Below are 13448 nucleotides of genomic sequence, written 5' to 3' on the forward strand. Positions count from 1 at the left end.
GAGCCCAAACTCACGGTTTCTGCATGCCTACTGAATGTCGGCTATCGTGCACAGCGCGGTTGACTTGCAAAACTAAAACTGGCAGGCACAGGGAGAACAAAAATGGAACAAATTGCTCTTTTGGAGGTACCGTTTTGGCTCGCAAAGCAACTATCAGCATTGATGTATCTGACATGTCCACAGCCTTGAAGTTTTATGTTGAGGCATTGGGCTGCAAATTTAAGAAAAAGTACTCGGATGATTGGCAGGTTATCTCCGTTGGAACGCTCGATCTCCACATCCAAGAGAAAGCCGCAGGCACCATCGGCGCAGCCGATGAAAAACGTCACTACCAGCGTCATTGGACACCGGTTCATCTTGACTTCATAGTAGATGACATTGATCCGGTTTGTGCAGAAGTTGAAAAGTACGGCGGCTCGGTTGAAAAGAAAACCTACTCAGAGGTCGCAGACCTTGCAAATTGTGCTGATCCGTTCGGAAACGGATTTGATCTTATTCGGGAAAACCTGGAATAGGTACGCGAAGAAGCCTCGGAGAGCGCAAAGTTCGCCCGTCGGGGTATCGCCAAGCCGCCATTGGCGCAACCGCAGCGAATTGGCGCTTAGTCCGCTCATCGGACCTTGCCACCGACAGCAGCGAACGGCGGCTACTTGGGTAAGTCAGCCTGCTCAAATCTCCGCAGTTTGATGGCAGCGCTAGTAGTTCACCTGTTCGAAGCCGTAGTTGCCCTCATAGTCACGCCAATCGACGAAGACAGATCGGTGGTAGATACCCGGGCAATTCTGGCCCCAACGTTCAAGTCCCACATGGGCCTCGGGCAGGGCAGTTATGGAAGATCTATGCCAGGAGAAATCACCTTGGGTCCCGTAGGTGCCGAGGACGACGGTCGCGCTGCGATTGCAGTCACCGTCACGACCGGATTCATGCTGCCGTGCATAGCGAACATCAAAGACGCGGATGGACCGCACGAAGTTGAACTCAGGTCCGCTGATATCGATGTCCGCGCGATCCTGAACGAGCTGGAGGGCCCATTCGGCAGGAACGAGATCGTAGACTGGCGAAGATTGGCGCGGTCGACTGCCGTCCGCCTTGTACAAGGCTTCAAGGATGCGGCCAGCGTTGTTTGATGGCCGATCGCTCTCATAGGAGGCACCCATGGGACAGCGCCAGATTTGCAGCGGCGGTTCCACTGGCCAAGGCGTGATACGTCTGATGAATACGGCACGGGCCCGGGCGCATGGCACTGAAGCCGGCCAGCCGCCAGACAGACACAAGAGGATCGCGCAGTCGATTGGGTATGTCTGCGCAAGGGCCGGTGCCGGCAGCGAAAGACCTGTCACGGTCAAAGTGACTGCGACCGAGGGGAGGAGCTTCTTGATTAGATGGCGCATGTGCGGAACCTCCGTAAGAGGAGCCCAGCATACATACGATAATATACTAGCACAACACTAAGTATAACGACGCATAATGAAGTTTATGTTAAGCTAAAGACGGCTATCCGAATCCGCACTCCAGGGCAACAATTCGTAATCCAATCACGCGGACAGGCCCGGAATGCGTGGAAACGGTAGACCTCTACCTCAGACATTTGCCTGAGCCTCAATGGTCGTGCCCAAGTTTTCGGTCGAAATCGTAGCCAGTTCATCTAACAAGTCTGCTTAGCGGTTTGCTAGCGCGAATGAGTTGTCGAACATCCCCTATAAGCAATCATTTGACTAACTCGACGGTTGCGTGTGCCAAACGCACAATCAGTGCGCCGTTCGCAGAACGCGAGGTCTCGTTCCATGCAATCCAAACATCCGCGCCTGACGCTACCATACGCGGAAAGCCTATCGTCCGACCCTTGCGCACTAGGGTCAGCGCAACTGGTGCGCCGCAGCCATCCGAAGGATTGGCGCGGCACACAAGGACAATCTCACCTGCGGCAGTCCGTTCGACCCAGCTGAAGAGTGCCGATCCATCGGACAGCTGGACCACATCCACTCCGCCGAGGGGCGCGCCAAGGTCAATGCTCATCGGCACACCGAAATTCGCACCCCGGTCGTCGGAAAACGCCATCCTGACCGCGGGGGTTTCGTCCGCCGCTGTGAACCATACCAAAGCGACTTGGCTGCCATGGGCGTCAATGGCAGGCCCATTCACCGGACAGCCTGAAATCTCCCACTCGTCGCCGCTGACCTCGACGGGCTGGGACCAGACACCGTCAACCTGTCGCACCAGAGAGATATCCCTGATCTCAGCTTCTGTCCGATCCCGATAGGCCAGCAGAACTGTCCCGTCGTCCAGCGCGACGGCCGTGGTCTGACAACAGGTGCAGGTGCGTTCGTCGAGCAGGACTTCCTCCGATAGCGCCCCGTCTGGCGAAAGCGTGGTTGCGCGCAGCTGCATGGCATCGCCCTCGGCTTCGGCGCCGCCTTGGCTGTCGACAATGTCGTAGTCTTGCCCGTCAAGCCACATAGCGGTCATCCCGCCAGACCCGTTGGACACAATCGACATGAAGCCGTGCTGCCGCTCCGATCTGTCCTGATGCGGCACGATCCCCGCGCTCCAAGATGCACCACTGTCGCGGGACAGAGAAATAACAGTGTCGTAGGCAAAATAGCTGTCACCGCTCATGCGCGACCAACTGGTGACGAGCGTGCCATCGGGCAGCGCGGCAACTGAGGGAAAGTCGGCGTAATTGATAAACAGATCGTCACTTTCTACGACTGCAACCGGTTTCGACCAGTCGGACCCGTCCAGAACTGCTGTCTTTACAGCGGCGCGCACGTGACCATTCGTCTCGATCCAAGACATCAAAACGCGGCCATCCGGCATCATAGCGAGGGACGGACTTTCCGCATTCAACGCGGCCGGAGTGCCGAGCTCCTCAAGGGTCAAGAAGACTTGTGCCGCAGCGGACACTCCGAAAAGTGACGATAGAGCTGCGTTGAGGACGCTGAGGATCAAGTAATGCTTCATCAAGGTGGCCTTGTTGTAGGCAAAAAAAAGATACGAACCACTGGCAATAAATATACTTCACCATTCTCTGGACTCACATGGATCGCCAGTGGATGGCGTCGGCTTGATCCTGTGGTCGGTTTCCCTAGCCAAACGATATTACTCGTGGCGTCTCGACGGAAGGCACGGTGTTTAGGTGCGGAAAGTTTCAGTTTCGGGCACCGCTGTCGGAGTTGTTGGCGCTCTTCGTCTAATTGCTTCTGCAGAGAAGGTGTGAAGTCGAAGGTAACCCGATTGCATTAAACGGACCGACTAAGCGATTTCTGGCAATGCTTTGCTGTCGGCTTATCGCTTCACTCCGCCTTGGAAGACCGGGAACATACCTGTTGACCTGCGGCGTTCATATGCCAGCCTGTTCATATGGATAGGTATTTTTCTGTCAGCATGCCGGCGGCTCAGTTTGTGAGAAATGTCCTGCTGTTTAGTTTCGCTTCATTACTGCCGGTTTTGATGCTCTACGTCTTGCTGGCCCCCGGCTTTGCTCCGGCTCTTGCGGCCGGCGGACCGGCGCTTATGCGTTTTTTGCGGCAGGTCGCGACAAATGGTTTGCCCGTGGTTTTTGCGGTGAACTATGTCAGTTTCTACCTTTTCGCCATTACGAAGCATGCAAAAGCCGGCCCAGGTGACACGGCGTCTCTCGTGCTCGCAGATGTTGTTCTCAGGGCCCTCCTCTTTCCAGGCCTCCACGCGCTTGTCTACGTTCTATCTGCCGACTGGTTCGGGTCATTCGGCGGCAATCGTTCAACGGCCTTGGCGGTCGTGTCCCCGACGCTTGCGCGTTCGGCGTTTTTCGAGAACATCTCCGGCGTATACCTTTACGCAACCATGATCAGCGCGTTGCCGCTATATCGTTCGGCTATCAGGCGGTCGGAAACTCTCAGACCGATTGTTCGTCGTTTCCCCATGAAAACGGGCGTGATGTTGCTTGCTTTGTCTGCATTTGCCTCGTCGGTCGGGCTTATTACGATTGGTGCACAAGCTATCACATTTCTTCAGGCGATGTGATTGTTGCTAATCACCGTGGGCATGGAAGGCTTGCGGTGCCACCCATCGCGACAAGTATACACGCTCGAATGCGAACACTGCGATCATCCCGACAGCGGCGTAGAGAACGATCATCGGGTCACTTTGAAGCTTCATCACGGTGAAGGCTGCCAATACGATTGCATCGAGCGACAGGGCAGTCAGAAGCACAATGCCGGAGGCGCCGAGATCTGTTCGACGATAGCGGAACACGCCCCAATGTATGATCATGTCCATAACAAGGTAGAAGAATGCACCGAGGGATGCAATCCGGCCTAGATCGAAAAGCACGGCCAGCGTTGATGCGATAACAACGGTATAGACCAGTGTGTGGCGTTGGATTGGGCCGGACATACCGAAGTGGCTGTGTGGGATCATTTCCATGTCGGTCAGCATTGCCAACATACGCGACACTGCGAAGACGCTGGCCAGAACTCCAGACGCGGTTGCGACGGCAGCCAAGATCACCGTCAGTATGAAGCCGGTTTGTCCTAGGGCGGGTTGCGCCGCTTGTGCCAGCGAATAGTCACGCGCGGAGATGATCTCCTCGATCGTCAGGCTCGAACCAACCCCGAAGGCGACCAAAAGGTAGACGACGACACAGATCCCGATCGAGAACATGATCGCTCGTCCAACGTTGCGGTTTGGTTCGGTGACCTCGGCTCCGCTGTTGGTGATCGTCGTGAACCCCTTGAACGCGAGGATGGCCAACGCCGTGGATGCTATGAACCCGGTAATCCCGTAGGATTGAGACGTCTCGGTGGCGGCGGCGAATGCAAAACCACTGGACCAAAGGGCAGCGATGCCGAACAGAGCTATGCCTCCGATCTTAATCGCTGCCATAATCAGCGAGAACAGTCCAACCGAGCGATTTCCGGCGATGTTCACCAAAAAAGCGAACATAATCACGGCTACCGCCAGGACAGGTACCAGAGGTCCACCTTCGATATCGAAAGGGCGCAAGACATACGTGGCAAAGGTTCGGGCGACGAGGCTCTCCGCAATCACCATGCTGAGCGCCATCAGCAACGCGGCGCCTGCTGCGATTGCACTTGGGCCGTAACACCTTTGCAGGATCATTGCGATGCCACCGGAGGACGGCCATTTGTTCGACATTCTTATGTAGCTATAAGCACTGAAACTCGTGACAACTGCACCGGCGATGAAGGCAAGCGGAAAGTTCGGCCCGGCAAGTTGCGCAATCTGCCCCGTCAGCGCGAAAATTCCCGCGCCGATCATTACGCCAGTCCCCATCGCAATGGCTCCGCCGAGACTGATGGAGCCTTCGCGATACATCTCTTTGTCGCCCTGCATCAAATGATCCTTTTTACTTTTCCTTCGGAAAATACTGTTTCCTTGACCCTAGATTCGAACGCTGCGAAGGCGCAGCGAATTGAGCACCACTGAGATCGATGAGGCGCTCATTGCGAAAGCGGCAAACATCGGACTGATCAGGATACCGAAGAAAGGAAACAGAACTCCGGCCGCGACGGGGACGCCAGAAGCGTTGTAGATCAGCGCGAAAAACAGGTTTTGACGAATATTGCGCATGGTGGCGTGCGCGAGCTTTCTGGCGCGAACGATGCCATCGAGGTTGCCCCTTACCAGAGTGATGCCCGCGCTTTCGATGGCTACGTCTGCGCCAGTGCCCATGGCAATCCCGACATCAGCCTGAGCCAGGGCCGGAGCGTCGTTGACGCCGTCGCCAGCCATTGCGACTTTACGGCCTTCCTGTTGCAACTCCTCGATGATCCGCGCCTTGTCCTCGGGCAGCACATCTGCCCGGATCTCGTCGATGCCAAGCCTCGCGCCAATCGCCTTTGCGGTACGTTCGTTGTCGCCAGTGGCCATGATTACCCGGAAACCGAGTGTTTTCAGCACCTTGATTGCAGCGGGCGTAGCTTCTTTTATCGGATCAGCAACAGCGACAAGCCCGGCGATCTGGCTGTCCAGCACTACAAACATCACCGTCTCGCCGTCGTCTCTCCGGTCATTGGCCTTGAGGGTCAAATCGCCAGCCTCAAGGCCCAGGTCGCGGATCATTGCCAGATTGCCGAGGGCGACCGTCTTCCCATCGACGACGCCCTTGACGCCTTTGCCGGTTACGGCCTCGAAATCCTCGGCATTGGCCATCTTTACACCGCGCTCCTCGGCACCTTGGACAATGGCTTCCGCAAGCGGGTGTTCTGATCCGCGCTCCAGAGATGCGGCAAGGCGCAGCACGTCTGCCTCATCGTATCCGGTCTCAGGAAGGACGGCCACAAGGCGCGGTTTGCCTTCGGTCAGCGTACCGGTCTTGTCGACGATCAGCGTGTCGACCTTCTCAAACCGCTCCAGCGCCTCGGCGTTCTTGATCAGCACCCCGGCCTGAGCGCCCCGCCCGGTCGCCGTCATGATCGACATTGGTGTCGCAAGGCCAAGCGCACAGGGACAGGCGATGATCAGAACCGCGACGGCCGAGACAAGTGCGTATGACAGCGCGGGCACCGGTCCCCAGATTGCCCAAGAAACGAAAGAAAGGATTGCGATACCGATTACGGCTGGCACGAAATAGCCGGCCACTTGGTCAGCATACTTTTGGATCGGTGCTCGCGAACGTTGTGCGTTCGAGACCATTTCGACGATTTGCGCCAGCATCGTGTCGGAGCCGACTCTTGTCGCCTGCATCACCAAGCTGCCGGTGCCATTGATCGTCGCACCGGTCACAGGGTCGCCTTCGGTCTTTTCGACCGGTACGGGCTCACCGGAAATCATACTCTCGTCGATCGACGACCGGCCTTCCAAAACCACGCCATCGACCGGCACCTTGTCGCCGGGTCGAACGCGCAGTCGGTCGCCTACTTGAACGTGTTCAAGTGGGATCTCCTCTTCCGACCCGTCGCCTCGTATGACCCGCGCTGTTTTGGCCGCCATGTCAAGAAGCGCGCGGATTGCCTTGCCGGTCCCTTCGCGCGCCCGCAGTTCCATCACCTGACCGAGCAGCACGAGCGTCACGATCACCGCAGCGGCCTCGAAATAGACACCGACATGCCCCTCGACATCGCGGAACCCATCAGGAAAAACGTCCGGTGCCAGAACGGCAACAACACTGAAGAGCCAGGCAGCGAGAACACCCATGCCGATCAGGGAGAACATGTTGAGGTTCATCGTGCGGAAGGAAATCCAACCTCGTTCCAAGAACGGCCAGCCGCACCACAAGACCACTGGCGTTGCAAGGATCAACTCTATCCATTGCGTTGTGCTTTCACCGAAGAATGTCCGGACTGCGGGGAAACCGACGAAAGGCCCCATCGTAAGGACGAGTAGCGGGATCGTCAGGACCGTTCCGGCCCAAAACCGTCGTGTGAAATCCACCAGCTCGGGATTGGGGCCGTCATCACCGGGCACACCGGATTCCAGTTCCAACCCCATGCCACAAATCGGACACGCGCCGGGATCAGGTTGCCTTACCTGAGGATGCATCGGGCACGTGTATATAGGTCCCTCGTGGCCTGCCGGAACCAGATCATATCGGTCATCTTCCGGGTCGGCCCCTGCATGATGACCATGATGCTCATGTGCAGAATGGGTCTCCAAATCCGCTTGGGACACGAGATGCATCCCGCATTTTGGACAATCGCCGGGCTGGTCCTGTCGCACCTCTGGGTGCATGGGACAAACGTATACCAAAGAAGCCGCTGCGGTTTCAGAACTGGTTGGGGTGCTCATTTTGCGGTCCTTTCTGGGAATGCTTCTCTTGTTTGAGGCTTCCGTCCACGGGAAGGTCAAGAGAGATCAGTGTCGGGGTCATAATGCGGCCTTGTGGGTTGGCGTCGTCCGGCTCCGATCGCGGCGGGCAAACACGATTAAGCCCAGCCCCACCAGCACCATTGGCATGGACAGCAACTGGCCCATGGTGAAACCCCACTCACCAAAGTGGAGCGCATGGCCAATGGGATTGTCTTCCGTGACGAACTGTTGGTCTGGTTGCCGAAATAACTCGACGAAGCTTCGGGCAAGACCATATCCGGTCAGGAATACTCCGGCCAATGCACCGGGCATTTTCAACCAGCTGCGGCCCCACGCGAGATAGACCAGCAGCGTTCCAAGAATGAGTCCTTCCAATATCGCCTCATAAAGCTGGGATGGGTGCCGAGCGCAGAAACCTGTTATCCCTGAGCAGGCCTGTGCAACCTCTCCGGGAAAAATCACGGCCCAGGGAACGTCTGTTGGCCGACCCCACAATTCGTTGTTCGTGAAGTTGGCCAACCGTCCCAGAAAAAGGCCGGGCGGCGTTGCCAATGCCAGCAAGTCGGCAGTGCTGAGCACTGGCGCATTCTGTCGAAGGCAGAACGATAAGACCGCGATGACGACGCCCGCGAAACCCCCGTGGAAAGACATGCCGCCTTGCCAAACCATCAGAATTTCCAATGGATTGGCAAGATAATATGTGGGCTGATAAAACAGAACAAAGCCTAGGCGGCCGCCAGCAATCACACCAATGATGATCCACGTCAGGAAATTTTCGAGCTGGGTCCGGTCAAGCGGTGGTCCATCTGGCTTCCAGAGCGCAGGACGGCTCATAGCACTCAGACAAATGTGCCAGCCTATAAGGATACCGAAAATGTAGGCTAACGCGTACCAGCGGAGTGCGAATGTGATCCCCCCGATCTCGATTGAGAACAGATCGGTTCCAATATCCGGAAATGGCAATCCCGCTGACAGCACTGGGTGAATTCCTCACTAAAGGTTTATTTTGGGATTACTGACATGGATCGAGCACCGCTTTTTGCGCTGGATCTACAAGAGGGTATTTCGAGAATAACACCCAACCCGACATCACGCGGCGTCCAGCGCGTTCCTCAGGAGATCGCGAACTTCGCCGGCGACAGCGTGCAAGTCTACGTTTTGTACTGCCTGCATCGAAGCGACAGGATCAACTGCGCTGACTTCGGTACCGCCGTCCACCTCGCGCAGGATGACGTTGCAGGGAAGCATTGCGCCGATGCGCGGTTCGATCTCAATCGCCTTGTGCGCCATGCCCGGATTGCAGGCGCCCAGGATGCGGTACGGGGAAATATCCGCGTCGAGCTTCTTTTTCATCGTCGCTTTGACATCAATCTCAGTCAAAACGCCGAAACCTGCGTCTGCCAGCGCTTCTCGAACACGCATCTCAGCGTCATCAATGTTGGTGTCTTTCAGGATACGATCATAGGTATAGGCCATGGATCTTACTTTCCTCGTCTCAATCTGTTGCTGTACCGAGGCCAAACGGTTCAGGCCACGGTTCGGTTCAATGTATAAGCCGCGTCTGGTTCTGGCGTTTCGACGTCGGGCGCCGGAGCAAGACCCCGGCACCCGATGGATCAATTGCCCTGCATCATGGAACCGTCGCCCATACCCTGACCGTTGCCAGGCCGAGCGGGCGCATCTGTCATGTTTGAGCGCATATTCTGCATCCGTTCCGTCCTATCCGCCGGAGCGGCCATTTCTACCGGCGTCACCGCGCCATCGCCGTCGGCATCGAGATGTTGGAAGCGATCCACCATCATCTCGCGGATCATCGCGCTGTGGAGGGCTTCGAATTCAGCAATCGAAAGGCTTCCATCCCCGTCGCTGTCATATTCTGTAAGCTTGGTCTGAAGCTGCGTGCGCATCTCGTCGGGCGTGGTTGTGCCGTCTCCATCGGCGTCGAACATTTGCATCATGCCGCCACCCATGCCTGCGCCCATCATGCCGCCACCCATCATGTTTCCGTGTATGCGCGCCATCATGTCCATCATGCCGCCCATGTTCCCCATCATGCCCGGACCCCCGTTCTGCATCATACCCGGTCCGCCCTTGTCACCCGGTTGACCCCCATGCCCGTGATGGGATTCCGCCGAAGCGGCAGTTCCAAGTGCGGTTGCGGCAAGGGCCATTGCTGCAAGCAGTGTGTTGCGTTTCACTTCGATCACCTCGTTTCAGTGTTGCGATACGCATCATATGGGGAGTGTTTGGTGGTGCGAAATGCGGGAGAACGCGTGTTTTGTATCACCAGGTCGCACAGAGGATGCCTGTTACAATTTGCGACAAATCTATCCGGTCTGAGCGCTCCTATTCATTTGTGGAACGCGATATCCGCAGATTTGGGCGGCGTTTGACGCCGAATTTATTGGACCAAAAACAGGATGTCGGGAAAAACGGCGTGAAAAGCGTTGGGGTGAGCCAGTGACCATTTTTCATCGGATCGTCCGGATTTTGACTGTTTTGATTTTGGTCGGATGCGGGACCGGAAACGACATAAGACCGGATGCTTCTGCTGAGGTAGTCAGCAGTGCATCCTACTCTCATGACGGGCCGACCGCCTTGACACTATACACAATGATCAACAACAGGTCGGGAGCAGGAGCGCATACCAGCGTATGATCAACGGATCACAGCGCGTCATCTTCGATCCCGCAGGTACAGTTCGGCTTCGTTCCGTCCCCGAGCGCGGCGATGTGCTATACGGGGTCACTCCGGAAGTGGCTGACTTCTATGCTCGGGCGCATGCACGAGAGACCTATCATGTCGTCATCCAGGAGGTCGAAGTGTCTGCTGAAGTTGCAGAACTGGCATTGCAACTCGCAGTGGCGAATGGCCCAGCGGCTTCTGGCTTTTGTAGTGTGAGCACGTCTGCGCTACTCAGACAGTTGCCTGGGTTCGAGTCGATTGGCCGGACCTTCTTTCCCCGACGTCTGATGGATGACTTCGGCAAATTGCCGGGTGTGCAAACGACGAAGCTTTTCGAAAACGACGAAGATGACAAGTCTTTGGCTATCGCGCAATTTGAACGGGCGCTTGGTACTCGACCGTAAATGAACAAAACCAACGCTTTTGGGCGTAAGGCGTTGGTTAGACTGTCGTGTTCGCCACAGTATTTTTTTGCGGTTGCTTGCGACAAAAAATCAACTTCGGGCGGTAACACTGTCTTCAGCTGAATAAAGAAACGCAGTCGATCCGATAGCAACGCTTGGGTATAGATCGTTGATGTGCGCCATAACCATGCGCACGCAACCGGAACTGGCGCGGCCTCCAATGCTGCGCGGGCTGGGCGTTCCGTGGATGCGGAGATACGTGTCACGGTCTCCCACAAATAGATACAACGCCCGGCTGCCCAACGCATTCAAGGGCCCCGGTTCCATGCCGTCGGCAAATCGCGCATAGGCATCCGGATCGCGTTCAATCATTGACGATGTTGGCGTCCAGTGTGGCCATTCGACTTTTCGGCGGATCGTATAGGTGCCGAGTTCATAGAGATTTCCCTTGGCGATCGCGACCCCGTATCGCATCGCGGTGCCACCCTCTTCAATATGGTACAGATAGCGCGCGATCGCATCGACGTGAATGTCGCCCGGGCAAAGACCGTCATTCGCCAATACGCGTTGCGGCAGCAGCCTTGGATGCAGCCCCCAAGGGTTGGTTGTTGCCGGGTCATAGTTGACCGGTGTGATCTGCGCATTGACCTGCTCCCCTCGGAGTCCGCGTTTATGGATTAGCTCTGTTCAGGGTTTGGTCCTTTTCTGACCTTTGGTGATACTCTCGCGGGGTAAGCCCGTCGAGGCTCGAGTGCGGGCGGTGATAGTTGTAATCGTTGCGCCATGCCGCAATCAGATGGCGGGCATGGCGCAGTGTTGGGAACAGGTGCTCGTTCAGGCACTCGTCCCGCAGGCGGCCGTTGAAGCTTTCGATCAAGCCATTCTGCATGGGCTTGCCCGGCGCGATGTAGTGCCATTCCACTTGGCGATCCGCCTGCCATTTGAGCATGGCGTTCGACGTCAACTCGGTGCCGTAGCACGTCGGGAAGATGGGCTGTCTTTAGGTTATGGCCACGCGCGCAGCCCCCAAATTGCGCAGCGGGTGGCCATAACCGGGTCTCAAGTCTCAACAGTGGTTTTGCACAACCACACTGCTGAGGAGACCGGCTATGACCGCCACTCATTTTACTGCTTCGACCTTGCTGGTCGCCATCGACATTTCAAAACACCGGCACGAAGTGCTTATCGGCATTCCCGGCAAGAAGCGCCGTCGCCGCATGACGATTACGAACACGCTGGAAGACTTTCGGCGCCTGTCTGCGGCCCTCACAAGCTATGATCTACCGGTGCGGATCGGGTTTGAGGCGACCGGCAACTACCATCGTCCGTTGGCGCACCATCTCGGCCTGGCCGGGTTCGACCTGAAGCTTGTCTCTTCCGTTGGCTTGGCCCGAACGCGCGAGGCTCTGCACAACAGCTGGGACAAGAATGATCCCAAGGACGCCCAGGTCATCCTGCACATGATGGAGATCGGCGCCGTGCAGTTCTTTCACGATCCGCTGGTCGTAGGGACGGCGGATATTCAGGAGCTGTCGAAGACGCACGAGGTCGTCTCGCGTTCGAAGACCGAGCTCTGGCACCGTATCCTGACGCACTACCTGCCGCTCTACTTCCCTGAGGCGGAAAGGTTTCATCGAAGCTCCCGAACCGACTGGTTCCTCGCGTTCCTCGAGAGGTATCCGACGCCGACGATGATCGCGGCCATGACCCGGGAAGACTTCATCGCTGATGCCTGGCACGTGGTGGGCAAGAAGGTTTCCAAAGAGCGCCTGCTTTCAGATATTTACGCCACGGCGGTCGGCTCTGTTGGTTTGCCCGTCGGACCGGATTCCGACGCCGTTCGCATGTTCCGTCTGGTCCTCGCCGAAGGCAGAAGCCTCGTCCGCCAGCGCAACGAGATCGAAGCGCGTGCGGTCGAGCTGCTCTCCGATCTGCCCGACTATCAGCTGCTGACGACGATTCCCGGCATCGGCCCGATCAACGCCATGACCATCCTGGCCGAGGCCGGCGACCTGCGTCGGTTCCGGCATCACCGCCAGTTCCTGAAGTTCTGCGGCATGGACCTCGCCACCGTGCAGTCCGGCATGTTCCGCGGTCAGAGCCGTATCTCGAAGTACGGCAATGCCCGGCTGCGGCGCACGCTGTGGATGGCCGGCCAGACCGCCGTTCTCAAGCGGACCAACAGCTTCCGCGACAAGTTCGAGCGCTACATCTCGAAGGATCGACACAACGCCCATCTGCGCCGCAAGGCCTACACCGCAATCGCGGCCAAGATGGCGCGCACCGTACACGCCGTGGTCAATCACGGCGAACCCTATCGCCCCTTCTTCGAGGGGGTGAGCCCAGGCGGAAGGACCCCTCTCTGACGAGCCGTGGAGGCAGCTTTCTGACCTCGTAGATAATGTTCGGGCCTTCTGCTTGGGATTTGGGATCTCGTATTGAGGACGGTGAGGGCCGCCGTGGCGCGTACCCTGTGTTTGCTATGGAAGAGATCATTTCTTGACGGCAGAGCCCGTCTGGGCAAACTTATCACGGCATCCGGAACACCGGATGCCCCATGACCTGCTGACCTAAGCAGCCCGAATCTCCCGACATAGGACGTTGTCG

Annotated in this window: 11 protein-coding genes and 2 pseudogenes; 4 read left to right on the forward strand and 9 right to left on the reverse strand. The window is 57.1% G+C overall.

Features of this window, described 5'->3' with window-relative positions; translation table 11 throughout:
* Positions 1–515 (forward strand): VOC family protein (locus CLM60_RS04690; protein WP_217983271.1); only part of this gene is annotated, 515 nt, incomplete at its 5' end.
* 180 nt (positions 516–695) lie between these two features.
* Here the strand turns inward: CLM60_RS04690 and CLM60_RS04695 are convergent.
* Positions 696–1391 (reverse strand): hypothetical protein, encoded by a 696-nt coding sequence (locus CLM60_RS04695; protein WP_245848203.1) that lies wholly within the window; start codon positions 1389–1391, stop codon positions 696–698.
* A 316-nt stretch (positions 1392–1707) separates the two neighbouring features.
* Entirely contained in the window at positions 1708–2961 is a 1254-nt protein-coding gene (locus CLM60_RS04700; protein ID WP_095588028.1) for a sialidase family protein, read from the reverse strand.
* Between the two features lie 399 nt (positions 2962–3360).
* Between CLM60_RS04700 and CLM60_RS04705 the strand changes: the two genes are divergently transcribed.
* A complete protein-coding gene (locus tag CLM60_RS04705) occupies positions 3361–4005 on the forward strand; it encodes a hypothetical protein (RefSeq protein ID WP_095588029.1) in 645 nt (214 codons plus the stop codon).
* Positions 4006–4011: 6 nt separating this feature from the next.
* Here CLM60_RS04705 and CLM60_RS04710 read toward each other — a convergent pair whose 3' ends face one another.
* The 5 genes from CLM60_RS04710 to CLM60_RS04730 all read right to left on the reverse strand — a co-directional run bounded on the left by CLM60_RS04710 (position 4012) and on the right by CLM60_RS04730 (position 9950).
* Positions 4012–5337 (reverse strand): APC family permease, encoded by a 1326-nt coding sequence (locus CLM60_RS04710; protein WP_095588030.1) that lies wholly within the window; start codon positions 5335–5337, stop codon positions 4012–4014.
* A gap of 48 nt (positions 5338–5385) precedes the next feature.
* Positions 5386–7674: a copper-transporting P-type ATPase gene (locus CLM60_RS04715; protein ID WP_245848206.1), complete on the reverse strand. Its 2289-nt coding sequence runs from the start codon at positions 7672–7674 to the stop codon at positions 5386–5388.
* 135 nt (positions 7675–7809) lie between these two features.
* Positions 7810–8730, reverse strand: coding sequence for a prolipoprotein diacylglyceryl transferase (gene lgt / locus CLM60_RS04720; protein ID WP_095588032.1), 921 nt, complete (start codon positions 8728–8730; stop codon positions 7810–7812).
* A 111-nt stretch (positions 8731–8841) separates the two neighbouring features.
* Positions 8842–9228: a DUF302 domain-containing protein gene (locus tag CLM60_RS04725; protein WP_095588033.1), complete on the reverse strand. Its 387-nt coding sequence runs from the start codon at positions 9226–9228 to the stop codon at positions 8842–8844.
* Between the two features lie 140 nt (positions 9229–9368).
* Positions 9369–9950 (reverse strand): EF-hand domain-containing protein, encoded by a 582-nt coding sequence (locus CLM60_RS04730; protein WP_245848204.1) that lies wholly within the window; start codon positions 9948–9950, stop codon positions 9369–9371.
* Between the two features lie 334 nt (positions 9951–10284).
* Here CLM60_RS04730 and CLM60_RS04735 point away from each other — a divergent pair.
* A pseudogene (locus CLM60_RS04735) lies at positions 10285–10841 on the forward strand (hypothetical protein).
* A gap of 90 nt (positions 10842–10931) precedes the next feature.
* On the opposite strand, the gene CLM60_RS04740 reads toward CLM60_RS04735, so the two are convergent.
* Entirely contained in the window at positions 10932–11519 is a 588-nt protein-coding gene (locus CLM60_RS04740) for a L,D-transpeptidase (protein WP_095588035.1), read from the reverse strand.
* Positions 11512–11814 (reverse strand): annotated as a pseudogene (locus CLM60_RS04745) (integrase core domain-containing protein); the annotation flags it as partial. The pseudogene CLM60_RS04745 and the gene CLM60_RS04740, both read right to left, overlap by 8 nt.
* Before the next feature lie 136 nt (positions 11815–11950).
* On the opposite strand from CLM60_RS04745, the gene CLM60_RS04750 reads away from it, so the two are divergent.
* On the forward strand, positions 11951–13207 hold the full coding sequence (locus CLM60_RS04750; protein WP_095587669.1) for an IS110 family RNA-guided transposase: 1257 nt from the start codon (positions 11951–11953) through the stop codon (positions 13205–13207).
* Positions 13208–13448 lie beyond the last annotated feature (241 nt).

The organism is Actibacterium ureilyticum (assembly GCF_002285435.1).
Lineage (GTDB): Bacteria > Pseudomonadota > Alphaproteobacteria > Rhodobacterales > Rhodobacteraceae > Actibacterium_C > Actibacterium_C ureilyticum.